The organism is Sphingomonas sp. (genome assembly GCF_031380695.1).
GTDB lineage: Bacteria > Pseudomonadota > Alphaproteobacteria > Sphingomonadales > Sphingomonadaceae > Sphingomicrobium.
Genome location: NZ_JANMWY010000088.1, coordinates 1 through 22,357 on the forward strand (window position 1 = coordinate 1; position 22,357 = coordinate 22,357).

Here is a 22,357-nt window from a genome sequence, read left to right on the forward strand (position 1 = left end):
CCATAAGTGTCGACGATGATCTTGCGCCCGGTCAGGCCGGCGTCGCCGTCGGGCCCGCCGATCTCGAAGCTGCCGGTCGGATTGATGTGATAGACGGTCTCGTCGCTGAGCAGCTCGGCGGGCAGGATGTCGGCGACGACCCGGCGAACATAGGCGTGAAGCTCGGCTTCCTTGTCGCCCTGGTCATAGCCCTTGCCGTGCTGGGTCGAGACGACGATCGCAGTCGCCGCGACCGGCTTGCTCTCCTCATAGCGCAGCGTGACCTGGCTCTTGGCGTCGGGCTCGAGGAACGGCGCGACGCCAGAGTGACGATCGGCGGCCATGCGCTCGAGGATCTTGTGGCTGTAGTAAAGCGTGGCGGGGAGCAGCTCGGGAGTCTCGTCGGTGGCGTAACCGAACATGATGCCCTGGTCGCCGGCACCCTCGTCCTTGTTGCCGGTCGCATCGACGCCCTGGGCGATGTGCGCCGACTGGCCGTGCAGCTTGTTGGTGAAGGTCAGCGTCTCCCAGTGGAAACCCTCCTGCTCATAGCCGATGCGCTTGACCGTATCGCGAACGGCCTGCTCGATCTCGGCTTGCGCGCCGGTGACCCACTGATCGTTCTCGTAAACGCCCTTGCAGCGGATTTCGCCGGCCAGCACGACCGTCTGGGTCGTGGTCAGCGTCTCGCACGCGATGCGCGCCTCGGGGTCCTTGGCTAGGAACAGGTCGACGATGGCATCGCTGATCTGGTCGGCAACCTTGTCGGGATGGCCTTCGGAAACGGATTCGGACGTGAAGAGATAGCTGTTGCGCATGTGCACCCAGATGGTTGGAGTCAGTGAGTTTCAGATATAACAATGTCGTTATGTGTGTCGGTCGGCAAAGTCAATCGAGGTTGGGCCGCAACCAGCGCCGCGCCTCGTCGAGCGGGACGCCGCGCCGGACGGCGTAGTCGGCCAGTTGATCCTCGCCGATCCGCGCCACTCCAAAATAGGATGCTTCGGGGTGGCCGAAGTAAAAGCCCGACACCGCCGATGTCGGTAGCATCGCGAAGCTCTCGGTCAGGGTGATTCCGGTCCCCTCGGTCCCGCCGAGCAGGTCGAACAGCGTCGGCTTCAGGCTGTGGTCGGGGCAGGCAGGGTAGCCCGGCGCCGGGCGGATCCCGAAATATTCCTCCTTGATCAGCGCCTCGTTGGTCAGCTGCTCGCCCGGTGCATAGCCCCACAGCGTGGTGCGCGTATGCTGGTGCAATCGCTCGGCGAATGCCTCCGCCAGCCGGTCGGCCAGCGCCTTGAGCAGGATGTCCGAATAATCGTCTTTGTCGGCCACGAACCCGGCGCTGTGGCGGTCGATGCCCTGGATGCCGACCGCGAAGCCGCCAATCCAGTCGCCGTCGTGGCTGACGAAATCGGCCAGGCACATGTTCGGCCGGCCTTCGCGCTTGGCGATCTGCTGACGCAGGAAGGGCAGGCGGACGTGGCTCTCGTCGTCGAGGTGGAGGAGGACGTCGTCACCCTCGCGGCGGCAGGCCCAGAGCCCGACCGTCCCCTGCGCGGTCAGCCAGCCTTCCGCGATGATCCGGTCGAGCATCATATTGGCATCGGCGAACAGTCCGGTCGCGCTTTCGCCGACGACATCGTCGGTCAGGATCGCCGGATAATTCCCCGCCAGCTCCCACGCGCGGAAGAACGGGGTCCAGTCGACGACGCTGCGCAGATCCTCCAGCGGCCAGCTTGCGAACCGATGCACCCCCGGCTGGACCGGCGCGGGCGGGCGCAAATGCATGTCGGCTGGAAACGCATTGGCGCGCGCGTCGGCGATCGGCAGCAGCGCGTTCTGGCCCTTGCCGGCGCGAGTCTCGCGGACGTGGAGATAGTCGGCCTTGATGCCCTCGACATACTCCGCAAGCCCGGTGTCGCTGACCAGGTTGGTCGCCACCCCAACCGCGCGGCTGGCATCGACGACGTGGATCACCGGTCCGTCATAGGCGACGTCGATGCGCAAAGCGGTGTGGACCTTCGATGTTGTCGCCCCGCCGATCAGCAGCGGCATCTTGAACCCGCTGCGTTTCATTTCCTCGGCGACGGTGACCATTTCGTCGAGCGACGGCGTGATCAGCCCGCTCAGCCCGATAATGTCGGCATCCTCGGCGATCGCGGTCTCAAGGATTTTCGTCCACGGCACCATCACGCCCAAATCGACGATCTCGAACCCGTTGCACTGCAGGACCACGCCGACGATGTTCTTGCCGATGTCGTGGACGTCGCCCTTGACCGTCGCCATGACGATCTTGCCCTTGCCGCGCGCGCCGGGGTCCTTGGCCGCCTCGATGAACGGCAGCAGATGGGCGACCGCCTTCTTCATCACGCGCGCCGATTTCACTACCTGCGGCAGGAACATCTTGCCCGACCCGAACAGGTCGCCGACGACGTTCATCCCGTCCATCAGCGGGCCTTCGATCACCTCGATCGGGCGCGGCGCGAGCAAGCGGGCTTCCTCGGTATCCTCGACCACGAACGCGTCGATGCCCTTTACGAGCGCATGCTCGAGCCGCCGCGCAACCGGCCAGCCGCGCCATTCCTCGGCCTGCTTCTCGGCCACGACGTCGGTCCCGCGAAAGCGCTCGGCGAGCGTGATCATCCGGTCGGTGGCATCCTCGCGCCGGTCCCAGATGACGTCCTCGCACGCCTCGCGCAGTTCGGGGTCTATGGCGTCGTAAATGTCGAGCTGACCGGCGTTGACGATGCCCATGTCCATCCCCGCCTGGATGGCGTGATAGAGGAATACGCTGTGCATCGCCCGGCGCACCGGCTCGTTGCCGCGGAACGAGAAGCTAAGGTTCGACACGCCGCCCGAGATATGGACGTGCGGGCAGCGCGCCTTGATCTCGCGGCACGCCTCGATGAAATCGATGGCATAGCGGCGATGCTCGTCGATCCCGGTCGCGATGGCGAAGATGTTGGGATCGAAGACGATGTCCTCGGGCGGAAAGCCGATCCCGGTCAGCAGCTTGTAGGCGCGCTCGCAAATCTCGACCTTGCGCGCAGCAGTGTCGGCCTGGCCCTGTTCGTCGAACGCCATGACGACGGTCGCCGCGCCATAGGCCATGATCTTGCGCGCCTGGGCCAGGAATGGCTCCTCGCCTTCCTTCATACTGATCGAATTGACGATCGGCTTGCCCGACACGACCTTCAGGCCGGCCTCGATCACCGACCATTTCGACGAATCGATCATGATCGGAACGCGCGCGATGTCGGGCTCGGCGCCGATCAGCTTGAGGAAGGTCGTCATGGCATATTCGGCGTCGAGCAGCCCTTCGTCCATGTTTACGTCGACGATCTGCGCGCCATTCTCGACCTGCTGCCGCGCCACTTCCACGGCTCGCGTGTAATCGTCGCCGAGGATCAGCTTCTTGAACGCCGCCGATCCGGTGACGTTGGTGCGCTCGCCAATGTTAACGAACTGGGTGACATTCTGGGTCACGAAACTACCTAAGCGAAAGGGATATCATGCGGCGACGCGCATTGGGTCGATGCCGGCCAGCAGCGTTTCGGAGCGGTGCGCGGGTAGGGCGCGCGGCGGGTGGCCGGCGACTGCTTCCGCCATCGCCCGGATGTGTTCCGGGGTCGTCCCGCAACACCCGCCGACGACGTTGACCAGACCGCGCTCGGCCCATTCGCGCATGAAGCCAGCAGTGGTCTCGGGCCGCTCGTCATATTCGCCCAGTTCGTTGGGCAGGCCGGCATTGGGATAGGCCATCAGCAGCGTGTCCGCCGCCGCCGACAGCACCTGCACGTGCGGCCGCAAATCGGGCGCGCCGAACGAGCAATTGACGCCGATCGTCAGCGGGCGGGCGTGGCGGACGGAGGCCCAGAAGCTCTCGATCGAATGGCCCGACAGGTTGCGCCCGGTGCGATCGGTCATGGTGAAGCTGATCATCAGCGGCAGTTCGCGGCCGAGCTGCTCCTGCGCCTCGAGCGTCGCAAAAATCCCCGCCTTGGCGTTGAGCGTATCGAAAATCGTCTCGATCAGGATGAAGTCGACCCCACCCTCGGCCAGCGCGAGCACTTCCTCGAGATAGACGTCCTTCAGCTCGTCGAAGGTGATCGCGCGAAAGCCCGGGTCGTTAACGTCGGGCGATAGCGACAATGTCTTGTTGGTCGGCCCCAATGCGCCCGCGACGAAGCGCGGAATGCCGGTCGCCTTGGCCGCTGCGTCCGCCGCATCGCGCGCGATCGTCGCCGAGACGATGTTGAGCTCGCGCACCATATTCTCCGCGCCATAATCGGCCTGGCTGATGCGGTTGGCGTTGAAGGTGTTGGTGCAGGCGATGTCCGATCCGGCGACCAGATAGGCGTCGGTAATCTCGCGCACGATCTCGGGCCGGGTCAGCGAGAGGAGGTCGTTATTGCCCTTCTGGTCGTGCCCGGTGTCGATCGACCCGCGATAATCGGCTTCGTTCAGGCCATAGGTCTGGACCATCGTCCCGAACGCGCCGTCGGTGACGAGGATGCGCTTGGCGGCTTCGGCGCGAAACAGCGCGGCGGCTTCGGACCGGATCACGCCGCTTCCTCCCGTCCAATGGTTTTCGCCCGCACACCCAGCAGGTGGCAAATCGCATAGGCCAGCTCGGCGCGGTTGAGCGTGTAGAAGTGGAAATTGCGAACGCCGCCGTCGTACAGCTCGCGGCATAGTTCGGCACCAATCGTCGCGGCGACCAGCTGGCGCGCAGCGGGGTGGGTGTCGAGTCCGTCGAACAGCCGGTCCATCCAGCCCGGAATCTGCGCCCCGCACAGCGACGCGAATTTGCGCGTTTGCGCGACGTTAGAGATCGGCAGGATGCCCGGCACGATCTCGATATCCATCCCCGCCGCCGCGACCGTATCGCGAAAGCGGAAGAAGCAATCGGCGGAAAAGAAGAATTGGGTAATCGCGCGGGTCGCGCCGGCGTCGACCTTGGCCTTGAAATTATCGAGGTCGACCGCCGCATTGCCGCTGTCGGGATGGAGCTCGGGATAGGCCCCGACGGTGATTTCGAACGGGCGCAGCTTCTTGAGTCCGGCGACGAGGTCGGCAGCATTTTCATAGCCACCCGGATGCGGGCGATAGGGCTGGCCCGGCACCGGCGGATCGCCGCGCAGGGCGACGATGTGGCGTACACCCGCCGCCCAATATTCCTCGGCGACGGCGTTGATTTCTTCCTTGGTCGCCTCGACGCAGGTCAGGTGCGCTGCAGCAGATAGGTCGGTCTCGCGCTCGATCCGCGCCACCGTGGCGTGGGTCCGCTCGCGGGTCGAACCGCCCGCGCCGTAGGTGACCGATACGAAGCGCGGGCCGAGCGGGGCAAGCGTCTGGATCGACTCCCACAGCGTCTCTTCCATCTTGGGCGTCTTGGGCGGAAAGAATTCGAACGACACGTCGATGTCGCCGTGAAGGTCCGCGAAGAGGGGTTGCCTGGTCATGCCGCTTTCACTTTGGTTGAGGAGCGGCGCTCGGCACGCCACAGCTTGATCGTCAGTTCGCCGCCCTCGAGCGTGCGCGTCTCGCTCAGCGACAGTCCCGCCGCCGCCAGCCAGCCGGCGATCTGCTCATCCGAAAAGCCGAGCCGGGCGTGGGCATGTTCGCGCCGCAATTCCTCGCGTTCGTGCGAAGCGAAATCGACGATGAGCAGTATGCCCCCGGCGCCGAGCAGCCGCGCGCATTCGGCGATTGCGCTGGCCGGTTCGGGCAGGAAGTGGAGCACTTGGTGGAGGGTGATGGTGTCGGCGCTGCCCTCGGCCAGCTGCAGTGCGTTGATGTCGCCCTGCTGCAATTCATAGGGTGCACCGTCGAGTTTGGCGCGGGCGATGCGCAGCATGTCGGGGCTGCGGTCGATCCCGATCGCCTGTTGCGCCGACGGGCCGAGCAGCTCGAGAATGCGTCCGGTGCCGGTGCCGATGTCGACCAGCCGGCCGAGATCGTCGCCGAGCAGGTCGCTCATCGCCGCCTCGACCTCGGCCTCCGGCACGTGGAGCGAGCGGATCTTGTCCCATTGCCCGGCATTGGCGGCGAACCAGCGCTCGGCCGCCGCCGCGCGGTCGGCGCGCACGGCCGCCAGCCGGGCGCGATCAGCGCGGGCCCAGTGATCGCCCACTTCGTCGGCCCCGGAATCGAGCAGGTTGAACAGCGGAACGGCGACGGTCGATGGTGCCGGAGTGAGAAAAATCGAACTGCCCTCGCGCCGCTTGAGCGCCAGCCCGGCATCGACCAGCACCTTGATATGGCGCGACACACGCGGCTGGCTTTGGCCCAAGACCTGCGCGATTTCGCCGACCGACAGCTCCATCTCGCGCAGTAGCTGAACGATGCGGAGGCGGGAGGGATCGGCGAGCGCCCGGAAAATCTCCATCAGCGAGAACATGTGCCGATATAAGGATATCCTTATATATCAGTCAAGATGAAAGAGGAGCTTCGGCCAGCGGCGGCGCTAATCGACCGGCGGCGGCGTGGTCACCTTGGCCAATCGCGCTTCGCCACCTATGACAAGCTTGAAAATCTGCTGTATTATGCCCACAAGACAGCCATGATCGGAAAGGCCGAAATGCAAGACGATGCGCGCTCCCGCCGAGCGATGGTCGACAGCCAGCTGCGCCCGCAAGGCGTAACAGATGGGGCCGTGCTCGCCGCGATGGGGAGCGTACCGCGCGAGGACTATGTCCCCGCCGAAGCCCGCGCCTTCGCCTATTTCGACCGCTCGATCCCGGTCGACGGCGGCGTCATGATTCCACCCACGCCGCTCGCTCGCCTGTTGAGCGAAGCCGCGCCGCAACCCGGCGAGCGGGCGCTGATCGTGTCGCCCGCGCCGGGCTATGCCGCCGCGCTGCTGACCGTGATGGGACTGGAAACGGTACAGCTTCGCGCTGCCGATGCCGCGACCGTCCCCGCCGGCCCCTATGACATCATCCTGATCGAAGGCGCGATTGCCGAGGTGCCCGCTGCGATCACCGACGTGCTGGCCGAAGGCGGTCGCCTCGCCACCGCGCTGCTCGTCCCTGGCGGCGTCGCCCGCCTCGCCATCGGCCACAAGATCGGCCTGACGATCGGCTTCAATCGCTTCGCCGACAGCGAGATCCCACCGCTGGCCGGCTTCACCCGCCCGCCCGCCTTCATCTTTTAAAAGCCTTAGCGAGATTCCACGATGACGCGTTCGATTGCCACTGCCCTTGCGCTCGTCGCCATGCTGGCCGCGCCGGCCGCCGCCGACACGCTGCGTGAGGCGCTCGTCGCGACCTATCGCGCCAACCCGACGATCAATGCTCAGCGCGAGGCGCTTAAGGTCACCGACAGCGGCGTCGCCATCGCCCGCGCCGGCAGCCGCCCGGCGATCAGCGGCACCGCCGGAGTCAACCAGGACCTCACCCAGACCGGCGGCGGCAAGGGTCGCAACCTCTCCGCCGGGGTCGATGTGAGCTATCCGCTGTTCAACGGCGGCAGCGTCAAGAACGGCATCCGTGCCGCCGAAACCCGGGTCGAGGCCGGTCGCTTCACGCTCAAGGCAGTCGAGGGCGATACGTTCGTCGAGGCGACGTCCGCCTATATGGATGTCATCCGCGACCGTTCGATCGTCGACCTCAACCAGAATAATGTCGACGTACTCGGCACCAACCTGGCCGCGACGCGCGACCGCTACAAGATCGGCGACCTGACCCGCACCGACGTCGCCCAGTCCGACGCGCGGCTGGCGCTCGGCCGGTCGCAGCTGGTGACCGCGCAGGGCCGACTAATCGCCAGCGAGGAAAATTACCGCCGCGTCGTCGGCCGCCAGCCGGGCGTGCTGGCCCAGCCGCCGGCGCTGCCACCGCTGCCGCAGACTGCCGACGAGGCAGTGCAGATCGCGCTCGTCTTCAACCCCGACATTATCGCCATCACCAAGCAGGCGCGGGCCTCTGGCTATGACATCAATGTTGCCCGCGCGAGCCGCTTGCCGACGGTCTCGGCGGTCGGCAGCGGGCGCTATACCGACTATCTCGGCACTGCGACCCAGCAGTTCGGTCCGTTCGCGCCCAACACCCAGACCTCGACCGGGGTCGGCGTGCAGGCGCGCATCCCAATCTATCAGGGCGGTCTCCCGGCGGCGCGCATCCGCCAGGCGCAAGCGCTACAGGGCCAGGTGCTTGAGCAGGCGGTTGCGACTGAGCGGGCGGTGATCGCCCAGGCACGATCGGCCTTCGCCACCTACCAGTCGGCGCAGAGCGCGATCGCCTCCAACCAGGTCGCGGTCAGCGCCAACACGCTGGCACTTGAGGGCGCGCGGGCCGAACGCACCGTCGGCACCCGCACCGTGCTCGACGTCCTCAACGCCGAGCAGGAATTGCTTAACGCCCAGGTCCAGCTCGTCTCCGCCCGCCACGACGCCTATGTCGCCGGCTTCCAGCTGCTCAACGCGATGGGACAGGCGCAGGCCGACGTGCTCGGGCTCGACGGCGGGCCGCTCTACGATCCGCTCGGCAACTATCGCCACGTCGCGCACAACTTCAACGACTGGGCGAACGATCCCAACCCCCGCGCTCAATCGACCCGCACCGTCCTGCCGACCGAAGTGCCGCCCGCCCTTCCACAGGGCGTGACAGGGCCGAAGCGATAGGCAATATGGGGCCGATGCAAGGCGCCCGCGAACCCTCGATGGAAGACATCCTCGCCTCGATCAAGAAAGTGATCGCGGAGGAAAAGGAATTGCGGGCCGCCGCGCCGCTACCCCCGACCGGGTCGGACGACGCAGACGATGACGTGCTCGAACTCGACGATCCGGTTGTGGTGCGCGAGCCGGTCGCTCCACCGCTCGATCTCGGCCCGCCGCTGGCGTCGGAGCAGGCGGTCGACAGCAGCCGCCAGCGCCTCGCTGAGCTGCAGGAAGTGGCCGCGACCGCGCCGCCGCTTCCGCCGGTGGTCAACCCGTTCGAAACGATGATCCGCGACATGATCCGACCGATGCTCAAGGATTGGCTCGACGCGAATCTGCCCGAGATCGTCGACGACCATGTCCGGCGAGAGATTGGGCGGATCACGGGGACGCCGCTTTAGGCTAACCCCTTGCGCTGACACGTCGCTTTGCTACTCGTTGCGCATGAAACAAAACCTCCTCCTCGCCGCCGCTATCGCCGCGCTGTCGGCCATCCCAGTCACCGCCCGACCGATGACCGCGCACGACATGCATGCCATGCACCGGCTCGGCACGCCCGACGTCTCACCCGACGGGCGCCGCGCGGTCATGCCGATCAGCACGACCGATTTCGACGCGAACAAGCGCAACAACCCGCTGTTCCTGCTCGACCTGACCGAGGTCGGCGCAAAGCCCGTCGCGGTCGCCAATGCGCCGAAAGGTGCGCATGATGCCGTGTTCGGCCCGGACGGCGCGCTGTGGATGATCAGCGATGCCGCGGGTAGCGACCAGATCTGGCGGATGCCGGTCGGCGGCAAGGCGGCGCAAGTCAGCGACGTCAAAGGCGACATCGGCGGGTTCAAGCTCGCCCGCTCCGGCGACCGCATCCTGCTGTGGGCCGACCGCGATCTGCGCTGCACCGACTTCAGCTGCGCCGACCTGCCGAAGAAACCCGAAACCGGCACCGGCCGCACCTATGACCAGTTATTCGTCCGCCACTGGGATTCGTGGGCCGAGCCCGGCGTCAAATCGCGCCTGTTCGGATTCGCCATCGCCAGCGGCAAGCTGGTCGGCAAGGGCGCCTCGCTGACCGGTGCGCTGGTCGGCGATACGCCCGGCAAGCCGTTCGGCGACGGCACCGAAATCGCCCTCTCGCCCGACGGGCGCATGGCCTATTTCATTATGCGCGAGTCGGGGCGGATCGAGCCGCTCTCGACCAACCTCGACATCTTCGCGGCGCCGACCGATGGTAGTGCGCCGCCGGTCAATCTGACCGACGCCAACGACGCCACCGACACGCTGCCGACGCTCTCGCCCGACGGCGGCACGCTCGCCTATGTCGCGATGGCCCGCCCGACCTACGAGGCCGATCGCCAGGTCGTGATGCTGCGCACCCTCGCCACCGGCCAGGTCCGCCCGCTGACCCAGGCATGGGACCGCTCGGTCGGATCGATTGCCTGGGCGAAGGACGGCCGCAGCCTGCTCGTCACCGCCGAGGACACACTTGAGCAGCCTATATGGCGGGTGGACGTCGCTACCGGCCGGGTCACCCGCCTGATCATGGCGGGGAGCGCCGGGAATGTGATTCCGACGGCCGATGGCGGCGCGCTCTTCACCCTCAACAGCATCATGGCGCCTGACGATCTGTTCCGGATCGACGCTCGTGGCCGCCAGACCCGCCTGACCGCGGTCAACGCCGACCTGCTCGCGCAGCTCGACCCGGTCACGGTCGCCAAGTTCAGCTTCACCGGCGCCAATAACGACCGCGTGTGGGGCATGGAGGTCAAACCCGCCGCCGCCATCGGCAAGCTGCCGATCGCCTTCCTCGTCCACGGCGGACCGCAGGGATCGTTCAACAACAGCTGGTCATTCCGCTGGAACCCGCGCCTGTTCACCGCGCCCGGCTATGCCACCGTCAGCGTCGATTTCCACGGCAGCACCGGTTACGGCCAGGCCTTCACCGACTCGATCCATAATAATTGGGGAGGCTGGCCGCTCGAAGATCTCAAGAAGGGCCTTGCCTATGCGGTCGTCAGCGACCCGCAGCTAGACGGCGACCGGGCCTGCGCGCTCGGCGGCAGCTATGGCGGCTACATGATGAACTGGATCGAGGGCAAATGGCCCGACCGGTTCAAGTGCATCGTCCAGCACGACGGCGTGTTCGACGCTCGCGCCATGGCCTATGAGACCGAGGAATTGTGGTTCGACGAGTGGGAGCATGGCCAGAAGGCCTATTACGAAGACCCCGCCGCATTCGAAAAATGGAACCCGGTCAACTTCGTCAAGGAGTGGAAGACCCCTCAGCTGGTCATCACCAGCGAAAAGGACTTCCGCATCCCCTACACGCAGGGCCTCGCGAGCTTCACCGCGCTGCAACGCCGCAACATCCCCTCGCGCCTGCTGATCTTTCCCAACGAGAACCACTGGGTGCTGAAGCCGAAGAACTCGATCCAGTGGTACGGTGAAGTGTTCGGGTGGCTGGACAAGTGGATGGGGAAGGGCGCCCACTAACTTAGGACGGTTGAGTAACCTTGCTCGCCAAGCTACCCGCGCCGCCATGACCGAACTGCCGAAAACCTTCGACCCCGCCGCAATCGAATCGCGTTGGTACGCCCATTGGGAGCGCGAGGGCCTGTTCCGCCCGGCGCGCGACGACCAGCCGCCGTTCACCATCGTCATGCCGCCGCCTAACGTCACCGGCGCGCTGCACATCGGCCATGCGCTAGATAACACGCTGCAGGATATTCTCGTCCGCCACGCGCGGCTGCAGGGCAAGGACGCGCTGTGGGTGGTCGGCACCGACCATGCCGGCATCGCCACGCAGATGGTCGTCGAACGCCAGCTCGACGCCGAGGGCAAGAAGCGTACCGATTTTTCACGCGAGGAATTCATCGAGCGCGTGTGGACGTGGAAGCGGACAAGCGGCGGCCAGATCACCCAGCAGCTCCGCCGCCTCGGCGCGAGCTGCGACTGGGCCAATGAGCGGTTCACGATGGACGAGGGCTTCTCGAAAGCCGTTACGCATGTGTTCGTCGAGTTGCACAAGCGCGGCCTGCTCTATCGCGACAAGCGCCTCGTCAACTGGGACCCGAAATTCCAGACCGCGATCAGCGACCTCGAGGTTGAAACGCGCGAGGTGCAGGGCAAATTCTGGACTTTGCGCTATCCGCTGGCCGATGGCAGCGGGTCCGTCGAGGTCGCCACGACGCGGCCCGAAACGATGCTCGCCGACATGGCGGTCGCGGTCCATCCAACCGACGAACGCTACACCGCGCTGGTCGGGAAAATGGTCAAGCTGCCGATCACCGGCCGCCTGATCGCCATCGTCGCCGACGAACATGCCGACGCCGAACTCGGCAGCGGCGCGGTCAAGATCACCCCGGGCCACGACTTCAATGATTATGAAGTCGGCAAGCGCGCGGGGTATAAGCCGGGCGAGATGCTCAACATGCTCGACGGGGCAGGGCGGATCGCCCAGACCAGCGACGACCGGATCCCCGCCGACCTGATCGGCCTCGACCGCTTCGACGCCCGCAAGAAGGTTGTCGAATTGCTCGATGCTTCTGGCGCGCTGGTCAAGGTCGAAGACCGCACCATCGCCACTCCCTACGGCGACCGTTCCGGCGTGGTGATCGAGCCGTATCTGACCGACCAATGGTATGTTGACGCGGCGAAACTCGCCGGCCCGGCGATCGAAGCGGTCAAGTCCGGCGCGATCAAGATCGTGCCGGAGAGCTGGGCCAAGACCTGGTTTAACTGGCTCGAAAATATCCAGCCATGGTGCGTTTCCCGGCAGCTATGGTGGGGGCACCGCATTCCGGCGTGGTTCGATGCAAAGGGCAATATTTTCGTTGCGACAACTATTGCCGATGCGCAATCCCAGGCTGGGGAAGGGGTCGAACTGCGTCAAGACGACGACGTCCTCGACACTTGGTTCTCCTCCGCACGGGGGCCCTTCGCGACCCTCGGCTGGCCGTTTGATCCTCCCCGGCACGGGGAGGTGGCAGCGCGCAGCGCTGACGGAGGGGGTTCACCACTTGCGGCAACGCCCCTCCACCATCCTGCGGATGGTCCCCCTCCCCGTGCCGGGGAGGATTTACGGCGCCATTACCCCAATGACGTCCTCATCTCGGGCTTCGACATCCTCTTCTTCTGGGACGCCCGCATGGCGATGCAGGGGATCGAGTTCATGGGCGCCCCGCCGTGGAAAACGCTCTACCTCCACGGCCTCGTCCGCGACGCGACCGGCGCGAAAATGTCCAAGTCGAAGGGCAATGCGGTCGACCCGCTCGGCCTGATCGACCGCTACGGCGCCGACGCGCTGCGCTTCACCATGGCGGCGATGGAAAGCCAGGGCCGCGACATCAAGCTCGATGAGAAGCGCGTCGAGGGCTATCGCAACTTCGCCACGAAATTATGGAACGCCGCGCGCTTCCTCCAGGGGAATGGGGTGGGCGCGAGCAGTTCGATCGCCGCGCCGCCCGCCACCCTCCCGGTCAACCGCTGGATTATCGGCGAGGTCGTCGAAACACTCGCAAAAATGGACCAGGCCCTCGCCTACCTGCGCTTCGACGAAGCCGCCAACGCCATCTATCAATTCACCTGGGCCACCTTCTGCGACTGGTACGTCGAGCTGGTGAAAGGCGAATTTAATTCCGTTCGCCCTGAGCTTGTCGAAGGGCTGGCCTTGTCCGAAACCATGGAAGAAGAAAACGCAGTCCTTCGACAAGCTCAGGACGAACGCGCTTCGGAAACCCACGCCGTCGCCGCCTGGGCGTTCGACCAGATCCTCGTCATGCTTCACCCGCTGATGCCGTTCATCACCGAGGAATTATGGCACGCGATGGGCGAGCGGCCTTATGACCTGATTGTGGCGAAGTGGCCTGAGCCCGACGCTCGGGCCGACCTTTCTGCCAGCCAATCTCTCAAAGAAGTCATCAATTTGATTTCTGAAGTTCGTTCAGTGAGATCGGAATTCAATCTTCCGTGGTCAGAAACTTTACGGCTCCAATTTGCTGACGACAATGACGACGCGCGAACCAAGCTCTTTGAACATGCGGCTGTTTTTCAAAAGATGACGAAGACGAATATGTTTCAAGGTCGAGCTGGCTCGGGTCCCTTTAACGATTCACCCGAGCCGATGAATTCGATGTTTGTTCGTGATGAAAAGGGCATCCAAATCGTCGTAGATGGTCGGAGCTATATCGTCGTTGTGCCTGATACGATCGATCTCGACGCCGAACGCTCCCGCCTCTCAAAAGCCATCGCCGCCGCGGCAAAAGACCGCGACTCCCTCGCTTCCCGCCTCGCCAACCCCGCTTTCGCCGAGCGCGCCAAGCCCGAGGCGGTGGAGAAAGCCCGCGCCGACCACGACGCCCGCGCCGCCGAGGCCAAGCGGTTGAGCGCTGCACTGGCCCGATTAGGATAAATTTTTTCAGTTATCCCGGGCTCGACCCGGGACTCGCCCGCGGACTCGGGAACTCGCTTCTTCTTCTTGGTCAAAGCGCGCGGGATCCCCGCCTAGGCGGGGATGACGGGGAGGGGGCGGATGGCTATCACGGCGCCCATGTCTCAACCGACCTTCCCCGCGATGCGCATGCGCCGCGCCCGTTCCGCTCCGTGGATCCGTGCGATGCTCGCCGAGCATATCCTCAGTCCCGCCGACCTCATCTGGCCGCTGTTCATCGCCGAGGGGCGGGACGGCGAGGAGCCGATCGCGACCCTGCCGGGGGTGAGCCGCTGGACCGTGGACCGCCTCGCCGACCGAGCCCGCGAGGCCCGCGATCTCGGCATTCCGTGCATCGCGCTGTTCCCCAACACCCCGCCGCACCTGCGCAGCGAACGCGGCGAGGAAGCCCAAAACCCCGACAATCTGATGTGCCGCGCCATCCGCGCGATCAAGGACGCGGTGCCCGAGGTCGGCGTCCTGACCGACGTCGCGCTCGACCCCTATACCGCCCACGGCCACGACGGGCTGACCGATGCCGCCGGCGATGTCCTCAACGACGAGACGACCGAGCAGCTGGTCGGCCAGGCGCTGGTCCAAGCCGAAGCCGGGGCCGATATCGTCGCCCCGTCGGACATGATGGACGGCCGCGTCGCCGCGATCCGCGCCGCACTCGAAGCCGGCAACCATCGCAACGTCGCGATCATGTCCTATGCCGCCAAATATGCTTCTGCCTTCTACGGCCCGTTCCGCGACGCCGTCGGTTCGCGCGGGCTGCTGAAGGGCGACAAGCGCGGCTATCAGATGGATCCGGCCAACGGCGCCGAGGCGATCCGCGAAGTCGCCCTCGACCTCGCCGAGGGTGCGGACATGGTCATGGTCAAGCCGGGCCTGCCCTATCTCGACGTGCTGGCACGGGTGAAGGACCACTTCAACGTGCCCACCTTCGCCTACGCCGTGTCGGGCGAATATGCGATGATCGAGGCGGCGGCGGCGGCCGGGGCCGGGGACCGCGACGCACTGATCCTGGAGACGCTGATGTCGTTCAAGCGCGCCGGGGCGAGCGGCGTCCTCACCTACCACGCGAGGGATGCCGCGCGGTTGATGGCCGGGTGAGCGAACCCGCCGCCCCGATCCGTGCGATCGGTCTCGCCGGCGTCATCCTTATCGCTACCAACGGCATGATCGGGACGGGCATCTTCGCGCTTCCGGGCAAGCTCGACGCCGCGGTCGGGACCTTCGCCCCGATCCTGCTCGCGCTCGCCGGGCTCGGCTTCATCTGCATCGCCTTGTCCTTCGCCGATTGCGCGCGCCACTTCGACCGTTCGGGCGGGCAGGTCGTCTATGTCGGCACCGCATTCGGACCGTTCGCGGGCTTCCTCACCGGGTGGCTATCGTACATCGCGCGCTCCTCGTCGCAGGCCGCCAACGCTAACGTCCTTGCACTGACCTGCGCGGCGCTATTCCCACTCACCGCCTCGTCCAGCGGACGCGCGGCGATCATCATTGCGCTGTTCGCCGCGCTGACCGTCCTCAACGTCATCGGCGTCCGCAAGGCACTCGCCGCGCTCGGCGGCCTGACCCTGCTTAAGCTCGCCCCGCTGCTGATCCTCGCCATCGGCTCGCTGGCCACCTTCGGCCCCGGCCCAGCCCCGATCATCCCGCCAGTCGCCGACGCCGCCAGCATCGCGCTCGTCGCGCTCTACGCCTTCACCGGATTCGAGTCGGGCGCGACCGCTGCCGGCGAGACGCGCGATGCCAAGCGCATTCTGCCGCTGGCGCTGGTTGGCACGGTGGTTGCGGTCGGGCTGCTCTATGTCACGGTGCAGTGGGCTTATTCCGCATCGGCCCCGGCGAACAGCGAAACCCCCTTGCTCGACCTCGCGACGCGCCTCGGCGGCCCGCTGGCCGGCTATGCGCTCGCGCTGACGTTGCTCGTTTCGGTGGTCGGCAACCTCGGCGCATCCATGCTCGGTAGCCCGCGCTTGACCGTCGGCATGGGCGAGGAAAAGATGCTCCCCGCCCGCTTCGCCGCCATCTGGCCACGATTCGGAACCCCGGCCCTTTCGATATTCTTTTTCGGCATCTTCTCCCTCGCACTTGCTTTATCCGGAAGCTTCGTCTTGCTTGCCGTCGTCAGCACGCTCGCCCGGCTGTCGTCCTATCTCGGCTGCATCCTCGCCGCGCCGCGCCTCGACCGGCAGTTTGGCGCGCATCGCGGCTGGCCCCGCCGCTTGCTGTTTCCGCTGATTGCAGCGGCACTGTGCGTGGGGGCGGCCAGCCAGTCGAAAACTGAGGAATGGCGCGGCCTCGCCCTGCTCTCGCTGGTCGGCGTCCTGCTCTATTTCATCGCCCGGCCTCGCCCGCGCACAGCGGTCACCATCTGAACCGACGTTAACCATTTTCAAAAGTCCGCGCGGTAGGACGGACGGATGGCCAGCTTAGCACTTCGTCCGGTCGCAACCGGCAGTTACCTTCGCGCCCGCTTCATCGCCTGCGTCTTCGCCGGCAGCTTCCTGCTGTTCCTCGTCCAGCCGATGGTCGCGCGCATGGCGTTGCCCCGACTCGGCGGCGCGCCGGCAGTGTGGAACTCGGCGATGCTGGTCTATCAGGCGCTGCTGCTCGCCGGCTATGCCTACGCCCATTTTCTTGGCCGCCTCGCGCCGCGGCGACAGGCCATCGTCCAACTCGCGCTGTTCGCACTGGCCGCGCTCAGCCTGCCGATCGCGCTGATCGCCGGCGCGCCGTCACCTGGGGCCAATATCTTCCTGTGGGTGCCGTGGCTGCTGATCGTCAGCATCGGCCCGCTGTTCCTGGTCGTCTCGGCGCAGGCTCCGCTGATGCAGCGCTGGTTTGCGCTGGCCGGGGGCGGCGATCCTTATCCGCTCTATGCCGCTTCCAATTTCGGCAGCTTTCTCGGCCTCATCACCTACCCGCTGGTGGTCGAACCGCTGCTTCCCGTCGCATTGCAGAGCCTGGCATGGAGCCTCGGCTACGGCCTGCTCGCCGTGCTGCTCGCGGGATGCGCGCTGACTCTGCCGCGCGTTGGTTCGGTCGAGGTTCGGGCGACCACCGCCGGCCCGGCCCGCGCAATGGTCGTGCGCTGGATCCTGCTCGCCGCCATCCCGTCGGGCCTGATGCTGTCGACGACGCTGCATCTGACGACCGACATCGTCGCCATGCCGTTGCTCTGGGTCGTCCCGCTCGGCCTGTATCTGCTCAGCTTCTCGGCCGCCTTCGCCATCAAGCGCGGCACGGCGACGCTGGCGACGCGGATCGCGCCGTTCGCACTGCTGATCACCGCCTGCACCGTCTCGTCCGACGCCGTGCCGTTCGCGCTCAGCGTCGCGGCGGTGACCCTGCTGTGCTTTTTCTTCATCGCCACCGCCATCCATGGGCGCCTGTTCGACACGCGCCCCGACGCGGCGCATCTGACCGGCTTCTACCTCGCGACCTCGGTCGGCGGGGTCCTGGGCGGGCTGTTCTGCGCGCTGGTCGCGCCGCTGACCTTCGACTGGAGCTACGAGCATCCGATCCTGCTGATCGCCGCCGCCTTCGCACTCGTCGGAACCAATCCCTTTCCGATGTTCGGCGCGCTTTGGGATGGCAGCGAGCGATCGAAGCGCATCGCTCGCTGGGTCGCGATCGTCACCCTGATCGCCGCTATCGCCGCCAGTTCGACCTTCACCAGTATGTCGCGCGGCCCACTGTTCCTCGCCGCTGTCCTGACGATCATCGTCATCGCAATCTTGACGATCGGCCACAGGCTGCTGTTCGCCCTGGCGATGGCTGCGCTCATGCTGAGCCTCGGCGGCTGGCTGCGGCTCGGCCTGTCGATGGACGGGCGGATGACGCGCAGTTTCTTCGGCATTTATTCGGTGCGCGAGCTCGACGACAACGCTCGCCTGCTGGTCCACGGCACGACCTCGCACGGGATCGAAAATCTCGGCACGCCCGAACGCGAGCGGATGCCGACGAGCTACTATGTCCATGGATCCGGCGTCGGCCTCGCGCTCGACGCGGCGCCGGCGATCTTTCCGAATGCGCGCGTCGGCATCGTCGGGCTCGGCGCGGGTACATTGTCTTGCTACGCCCGGCCCGGCCAGGCATGGAAATTTTACGAGATCGACCCGAAGGTCGTGACCCTCGCCGAAACCCGTTTCCGCTTCCTCGCCAATTGCCAGCCGCGCCCAGACGTCGTGCTGGGCGATGCGCGACTGATGCTAGAGGCCGAGGCACCGGGCAGCGCCGATGTGCTCGTGGTCGATGCTTTTTCGTCCGATGCCGTGCCGATGCACCTGCTGACGCTCGAAGCGTTCGACCTCTACCGCCGCCACTTGAGCGTCAACGGCATCCTCATGGTACACATCTCCAACCGCTACCTCGATTTGAAGCCGGTAGTGTCGGCCGCTGCGGCGCATGGCTGGATCGCGCGAACCCGCTATTACGAGCCGCCCGAGGCTGATCGGAAATGGCACAGCGGCCCGTCGCTGTGGGTCATGCTCTCGCCCGCGCCGGCGACTATCGCTGCGGTCGAAAAATTCAGCGGACCGCAGGCCTGGAACCCGCTGGCGCCGACCGCCGCCGCGCCGTGGACCGACGACCACGCCAGCATCTTGCCGATCATCCTGTGGCGCAATTGATCGACCGCGCAGTCTAACCCGGCAAGAAAGCTACGACCCCAGCCGCGCCGCCATCGCCGCAATCTCGCCGGCCTGTCGCGCCGCCATCGCATCGGCGTACTGCGACGCGCGCTGGATCGCACTCAGCTCGTCGGTGTCGATCCCGTTGTCGGCCTTGACGGCGTCTCCCGCCAGCGCATCGATCGCCGCTGCCGCCCGGGTCGTCGGAGCGCGCGCGGATTCCAGCGCTGACAGCTGCTGCTGGGCGGTTATCCAGCTTTCGCTGCGCGCCGTCCCCGCCGCGCTGACCGCCTTTTGCGCCGGGCCCAGCGCCGCGCGGAACGCCGTATCGCCGGATTCCGCCTCGTTGAGCAGCGCCGCCAGCTTTGCTGCCAGCGTCAGATTGGCCCCGCGCTTGACGATCGGATGCTCGACCGGAATGCGCGGATCGATCTTCTCCGCGGCGCGCGGTGCCAGCGACGGCGGGTTGAGCGCGCTCTTCGAGCAGGCACCGAGCAGCCCAAGCGCGAGCAGGGCAGGGAGCGAATTTAGGAGCGATCTCATCGTCACGGTCTACGGGTGCCTACCGTCCCGCGCAATCGCCCACGCGGGGTTGCGCCCCCTGCCATCGCCCCCTATGTGCCAGCCCTTCCGCGCGCCCGTAGCTCAGCTGGATAGAGCATCAGACTACGAATCTGAGGGTCGGACGTTCGAATCGTTCCGGGCGCGCCAATTTCTGTAGTAGTCCGGCTTTGGCGATGTCCCTATCCGGTTTGACGGAAATCAGACGCTGAGCGCAATTCCGGCCATCGCCAGCGGCATCGGTGCCTGGCAGGCTGTGGCAGCACGTTCGGCGAATTCACCTGCCAGCTTGGCATGCCACGCTCGGGCCTCGGCAGTAATCGATCGCAGCGCCGCGGTGCGTTCTTCCGACGCCCGACGAAGATAATAGCGCTGGTTCGACTCCATGACTCGCCTCCGCATTGACCCACCGGCCATCACGCACCCTGCCGAATGAAACTTAATGAATGGTTATGAACCGAAACGGGACGGATGCGTGCCGTCTCGGGACAGTCGCGTTGCGCGATAGTGACACCGGCGCTCAATCAAGTCATCGTTGAAACCTAACGACTCATCGCTCGTTGATCCGCAAAACCCAGGGAAGGGACGGCCATGACGAATGTAGCTCTCACTCAGTTCGACCCCGCCAAGCGCGGCTATCACGCCGTGTATCGCGAGAATGAAATCAACCACTGTCCCGGTTGCGGGCGGACCCACTGGCTCGTCGGGCGAACGCTCGCTGAATGCGGCTTTTGCGCGACCGCGCTGCCACTGATGGAAAGCTATCGCCAGGGTGCGATGTTCAGCACCATGCAGCGCTCGCGCCCGGTATTCGTCCACGCCAACGCGGCGTGACGACGACCCCGGCTATCTGACGACGGCGATCGGGACCCCACCCCGGTCGCCTTCGTTCGTTCCGGCGAGAGACGAAGGCCGCCTGCCGATTGAAAAGTCGCGTCGTAGGGGTACATTAGCGCAATGAACCGCTTGTCTCGCCCTCTCGCGCTCCTCGCTTCGCTGGCGATGCTTCCGCTGTCTTCGCTGGTGGCGGCGCCCGGTGCGTCTGGCCTGACGATCGCCAATGCTACCGGCCAGTCTCTGACCACGCTATCCATTCGCCGCACGGGCACGCAAAGCTGGCGGCCCTTGCCGGCCGGTCCGATCCGCGACAGCCAGGCAAAAATCCCGTTTACAGATCCGGATTGCGCGTTCGATATCAAGGCAATACTGAGCGACGGTGCCGTCGCGGAGTGGACCGGCGTCAATCTGTGCGAAGCGAAATTGCTGACCTTGAACCGGAACGCATCGGGCGCGACCTGGGTCGATTACGACTGATTGGGCGACGCCTGGCCGGGCCGGGCAGGACGTGCGTAGCCGCCATCGGCCGCACCGAGTCGAGTAGCTTACCGCCGGCCATAAACACGACGCCGCTGCACGCCAGCGCGAGCAACAAGCCGCCATTCCCCGGATATTGCGCCATATAATGCTGGCCGCGTTCGACCGCGCCGACCGCGATCGCATAGATAACGAGGAACGCTTCGAAGCGGGTCTTGATCGTGAACAGCCGTTTAAGACGCATACTCATGCCATATCTTAAGCAAGCGCCGTGCCAAGCCCGGAATGCCGCCGTTTAAGCCATAACGGATATGGTAAAATGTCAATTAACCCGACAAAAGCTCGGTCAATTCCAGCACTTCCAGCAACGTTGCCCGAGCGACCTCGATCTGGTTGATCAACGCGGGCTTTTGTAGGTCGGCGGATTCGATCTCGACCGGCCAGTGCGCGCCAATCACTTCACTCAGCGCATCCAGCTTCGCATCGTCGACCAGGAAGCGCGGATCGACCGTCGCCGGGTCGCACGCCACGCGCAGGCGCAGGCACGCCGGCCCACCGCCATTGGCCATCGACTGGCGCACATCGACCACCTCGACCCGCCGGATCGCCCCGTTGGACGCCAGATGCCCCTCGATCCACGACCATACCGATGGCGTCGCCCGCGCCTCGCTCGGCACGATCAACGTCATCGCGCCGTCAGGCGGCGTAACCAGTTGGGCGTTGAACAGATAAGACGATATCGCGTCGGCCAGTGGAACTCGCGCGTCGGCCACTTCGACCAGCTCATAGTCACCGCGTCCGCAAAGCTCGGCGACCGCCGCCCGATCGGCAAACGCCTTCTCGTGCGCGAACAGCACGCCCTCATTGGCGACCGCGACGACGTCATTGTGGAACGCCCCGGCTGCAATCGCTTCCTCGGACTGCTCCAGAAACACCACCCGTTCGGGATTGAGCCCGTGCAGCCGCGCCACCGCCTTCGACGCCTCGAGATGCTGCCGCGCCGGGAAGGCACCGCCCAGGATGCCATAGACGAACAGCTCGATCCCCGCCGCACCATGCGCCCGCGCCAGCCGCATGTGATTGGCCGCGCCCTCGTCACCGAACGCCGTCGGCACCGGTCCATGAACCGCGAACCCCTCATGCGCGAACGTCAGCCGCAACTGGGCCAGCGTTGCCGGCCACTCATGGCTGCGATGCGGCATGGTGCGCAGATTGGCGACGGTCAGGTGGCACTTGCCGTCGCGCGTGTCGGGGGCAGGGGATACCGTCGCCGCATTGGCCGCCCACATCGCCGACGCCGACAGTGCATTCGCCGCCAGTAGCGGCTCCGCCTCGTCAACCGTCGTCCCGAGTTCCGCCAGCCACGTGCGGGCGGGCCGAGCCGGCGGCACGAACAGCCCCTGCCTGAGGCCGAGCGCCAGATTGGCGCGCATCTTGTCGAGCCCCTGCAGCGCCGCCGCGCGCGGTTGCGACACATCGCCCGCATTGCGCATTGCGGCCAGATTGCCGACGCTCAGCCCGGCATAATTGTGGCTCGGCCCGATCAGCCCGTCGAAGTTGATCTCCGTAATCTTCGCGTCATGGCCCGGCATCAGCGTGCCACCGCCGTGAACCGGTCGCCGACCCCGATCCCCAGCGCCGCCGCCGACCCCGGGTCGATCGTCGCGCCGTCGCCATCGGCGGCGATCATGGCGCAACAGGCGGCGAAGCCCTTCAACCGCCCGGCCGATGCAATCACCTGATGAGTCCCGCCACCATCGATCGCCGCCACCG

The 22,357-nt window shown here is 65.9% G+C and carries 19 protein-coding genes, 1 tRNA gene and 1 pseudogene; 11 read left to right on the forward strand and 10 right to left on the reverse strand.

Features of this window, described 5'->3' with window-relative positions; translation table 11 throughout:
* From RMN84_RS03330 to RMN84_RS03350, 5 genes are all read right to left on the reverse strand, one after another.
* On the reverse strand, positions 1–797 hold a 797-nt coding region (locus tag RMN84_RS03330; protein WP_309610788.1), incomplete at its 3' end, for a methionine adenosyltransferase domain-containing protein.
* A 70-nt stretch (positions 798–867) separates the two neighbouring features.
* Entirely contained in the window at positions 868–3,465 is a 2,598-nt protein-coding gene (gene metH / locus RMN84_RS03335; protein WP_309610789.1) for a methionine synthase, read from the reverse strand.
* A gap of 24 nt (positions 3,466–3,489) precedes the next feature.
* Entirely contained in the window at positions 3,490–4,545 is a 1,056-nt protein-coding gene (locus tag RMN84_RS03340; protein WP_309610790.1) for a homocysteine S-methyltransferase family protein, read from the reverse strand.
* Positions 4,542–5,444: a methylenetetrahydrofolate reductase [NAD(P)H] gene (gene metF / locus RMN84_RS03345; RefSeq protein WP_309610791.1), complete on the reverse strand. Its 903-nt coding sequence runs from the start codon at positions 5,442–5,444 to the stop codon at positions 4,542–4,544. The genes RMN84_RS03340 and metF overlap by 4 nt, the downstream gene beginning before the upstream one ends.
* On the reverse strand, positions 5,441–6,382 hold the full coding sequence (locus RMN84_RS03350) for a metalloregulator ArsR/SmtB family transcription factor (RefSeq protein ID WP_309610792.1): 942 nt from the start codon (positions 6,380–6,382) through the stop codon (positions 5,441–5,443). The genes metF and RMN84_RS03350 overlap by 4 nt, the downstream gene beginning before the upstream one ends.
* Positions 6,383–6,418: 36 nt before the next feature.
* On the opposite strand from RMN84_RS03350, the gene RMN84_RS03355 reads away from it, so the two are divergent.
* The 8 genes from RMN84_RS03355 to RMN84_RS03390 all read left to right on the forward strand — a co-directional run bounded on the left by RMN84_RS03355 (position 6,419) and on the right by RMN84_RS03390 (position 18,709).
* A complete protein-coding gene (locus tag RMN84_RS03355) occupies positions 6,419–7,138 on the forward strand; it encodes a protein-L-isoaspartate O-methyltransferase (protein ID WP_309610793.1) in 720 nt (239 codons plus the stop codon).
* Between the two features lie 21 nt (positions 7,139–7,159).
* Positions 7,160–8,605 carry a TolC family outer membrane protein gene (locus RMN84_RS03360; protein WP_309610794.1) on the forward strand — a complete coding sequence of 482 codons (1,446 nt, stop codon included), beginning with the start codon at positions 7,160–7,162 and terminating at the stop codon, positions 8,603–8,605.
* A gap of 38 nt (positions 8,606–8,643) precedes the next feature.
* Positions 8,644–9,042, forward strand: coding sequence for a DUF2497 domain-containing protein (locus RMN84_RS03365; RefSeq protein ID WP_309610795.1), 399 nt, complete (start codon positions 8,644–8,646; stop codon positions 9,040–9,042).
* A gap of 43 nt (positions 9,043–9,085) precedes the next feature.
* A complete protein-coding gene (locus tag RMN84_RS03370; RefSeq protein ID WP_309610796.1) occupies positions 9,086–11,131 on the forward strand; it encodes a S9 family peptidase in 2,046 nt (681 codons plus the stop codon).
* Positions 11,132–11,177: 46 nt separating this feature from the next.
* The gene (locus RMN84_RS03375; RefSeq protein ID WP_309610797.1) at positions 11,178–14,048 is read left to right on the forward strand and encodes a valine--tRNA ligase; all 2,871 of its coding nucleotides are present in this window, start codon (positions 11,178–11,180) and stop codon (positions 14,046–14,048) included.
* 138 nt (positions 14,049–14,186) lie between these two features.
* Complete coding sequence (gene hemB / locus RMN84_RS03380) at positions 14,187–15,182, forward strand: porphobilinogen synthase (protein WP_309610805.1); 996 nt, start codon at positions 14,187–14,189, stop codon at positions 15,180–15,182.
* Positions 15,179–16,453 (forward strand): APC family permease, encoded by a 1,275-nt coding sequence (locus tag RMN84_RS03385; protein ID WP_309610798.1) that lies wholly within the window; start codon positions 15,179–15,181, stop codon positions 16,451–16,453. The genes hemB and RMN84_RS03385 overlap by 4 nt, the downstream gene beginning before the upstream one ends.
* Before the next feature lie 45 nt (positions 16,454–16,498).
* Complete coding sequence (locus RMN84_RS03390) at positions 16,499–18,709, forward strand: fused MFS/spermidine synthase (protein WP_309610799.1); 2,211 nt, start codon at positions 16,499–16,501, stop codon at positions 18,707–18,709.
* Between the two features lie 30 nt (positions 18,710–18,739).
* On the opposite strand, the gene RMN84_RS03395 is transcribed toward RMN84_RS03390, so the two are convergent.
* Positions 18,740–19,252, reverse strand: coding sequence for a hypothetical protein (locus RMN84_RS03395; RefSeq protein ID WP_309610800.1), 513 nt, complete (start codon positions 19,250–19,252; stop codon positions 18,740–18,742).
* A gap of 91 nt (positions 19,253–19,343) precedes the next feature.
* On the opposite strand from RMN84_RS03395, the gene RMN84_RS03400 reads away from it, so the two are divergent.
* Positions 19,344–19,420 (forward strand) — tRNA-Arg (locus tag RMN84_RS03400).
* Positions 19,421–19,471: 51 nt separating this feature from the next.
* Here RMN84_RS03400 and RMN84_RS03405 read toward each other — a convergent pair.
* Entirely contained in the window at positions 19,472–19,657 is a 186-nt protein-coding gene (locus RMN84_RS03405; RefSeq protein ID WP_309610801.1) for a hypothetical protein, read from the reverse strand.
* A 204-nt stretch (positions 19,658–19,861) separates the two neighbouring features.
* Between RMN84_RS03405 and RMN84_RS03410 the strand changes: the two genes are divergently transcribed.
* Complete coding sequence (locus RMN84_RS03410; RefSeq protein ID WP_309610802.1) at positions 19,862–20,104, forward strand: hypothetical protein; 243 nt, start codon at positions 19,862–19,864, stop codon at positions 20,102–20,104.
* 123 nt (positions 20,105–20,227) lie between these two features.
* Positions 20,228–20,584, forward strand: a complete 357-nt coding sequence (locus tag RMN84_RS03415) for a hypothetical protein (protein WP_309610806.1) — start codon at positions 20,228–20,230, stop codon at positions 20,582–20,584.
* On the opposite strand, the gene RMN84_RS03420 is transcribed toward RMN84_RS03415, so the two are convergent.
* From RMN84_RS03420 to RMN84_RS03430, 3 genes and pseudogenes are all read right to left on the reverse strand, one after another.
* Positions 20,511–20,834, reverse strand: coding sequence for a hypothetical protein (locus RMN84_RS03420; RefSeq protein ID WP_309610803.1), 324 nt, complete (start codon positions 20,832–20,834; stop codon positions 20,511–20,513). The two genes, RMN84_RS03415 and RMN84_RS03420, sit on opposite strands and share 74 nt — an antisense overlap.
* A gap of 76 nt (positions 20,835–20,910) precedes the next feature.
* The gene (locus RMN84_RS03425) at positions 20,911–22,176 is read right to left on the reverse strand and encodes an N-succinylarginine dihydrolase (protein WP_309610804.1); all 1,266 of its coding nucleotides are present in this window, start codon (positions 22,174–22,176) and stop codon (positions 20,911–20,913) included.
* Positions 22,176–22,357 (reverse strand): annotated as a pseudogene (locus tag RMN84_RS03430) (arginine N-succinyltransferase); the annotation flags it as partial. The pseudogene RMN84_RS03430 and the gene RMN84_RS03425, both read right to left, overlap by 1 nt.

Excerpts from the sequence above, each read along its gene's own strand:
- metF (WP_309610791.1), bottom strand. The coding sequence starts at position 5,444 with ATGACCAGGCAACCCCTCTTCGCGGACCTTCACGGCGACATCGACGTG.
- RMN84_RS03350 (WP_309610792.1), bottom strand. The coding sequence starts at position 6,382 with ATGTTCTCGCTGATGGAGATTTTCCGGGCGCTCGCCGATCCCTCCCGC.
- RMN84_RS03355 (WP_309610793.1), top strand. The coding sequence starts at position 6,419 with ATGAAAGAGGAGCTTCGGCCAGCGGCGGCGCTAATCGACCGGCGGCGG.
- RMN84_RS03360 (WP_309610794.1), top strand. The coding sequence starts at position 7,160 with ATGACGCGTTCGATTGCCACTGCCCTTGCGCTCGTCGCCATGCTGGCC.
- RMN84_RS03365 (WP_309610795.1), top strand. The coding sequence starts at position 8,644 with ATGGAAGACATCCTCGCCTCGATCAAGAAAGTGATCGCGGAGGAAAAG.
- RMN84_RS03370 (WP_309610796.1), top strand. The coding sequence starts at position 9,086 with ATGAAACAAAACCTCCTCCTCGCCGCCGCTATCGCCGCGCTGTCGGCC.
- RMN84_RS03375 (WP_309610797.1), top strand. The coding sequence starts at position 11,178 with ATGACCGAACTGCCGAAAACCTTCGACCCCGCCGCAATCGAATCGCGT.
- hemB (WP_309610805.1), top strand. The coding sequence starts at position 14,187 with ATGTCTCAACCGACCTTCCCCGCGATGCGCATGCGCCGCGCCCGTTCC.
- RMN84_RS03390 (WP_309610799.1), top strand. The coding sequence starts at position 16,499 with ATGGCCAGCTTAGCACTTCGTCCGGTCGCAACCGGCAGTTACCTTCGC.
- RMN84_RS03395 (WP_309610800.1), bottom strand. The coding sequence starts at position 19,252 with ATGAGATCGCTCCTAAATTCGCTCCCTGCCCTGCTCGCGCTTGGGCTG.
- RMN84_RS03405 (WP_309610801.1), bottom strand. The coding sequence starts at position 19,657 with ATGGAGTCGAACCAGCGCTATTATCTTCGTCGGGCGTCGGAAGAACGC.
- RMN84_RS03410 (WP_309610802.1), top strand. The coding sequence starts at position 19,862 with ATGACGAATGTAGCTCTCACTCAGTTCGACCCCGCCAAGCGCGGCTAT.
- RMN84_RS03415 (WP_309610806.1), top strand. The coding sequence starts at position 20,228 with ATGAACCGCTTGTCTCGCCCTCTCGCGCTCCTCGCTTCGCTGGCGATG.
- RMN84_RS03420 (WP_309610803.1), bottom strand. The coding sequence starts at position 20,834 with ATGAGTATGCGTCTTAAACGGCTGTTCACGATCAAGACCCGCTTCGAA.
- RMN84_RS03425 (WP_309610804.1), bottom strand. The coding sequence starts at position 22,176 with ATGCCGGGCCATGACGCGAAGATTACGGAGATCAACTTCGACGGGCTG.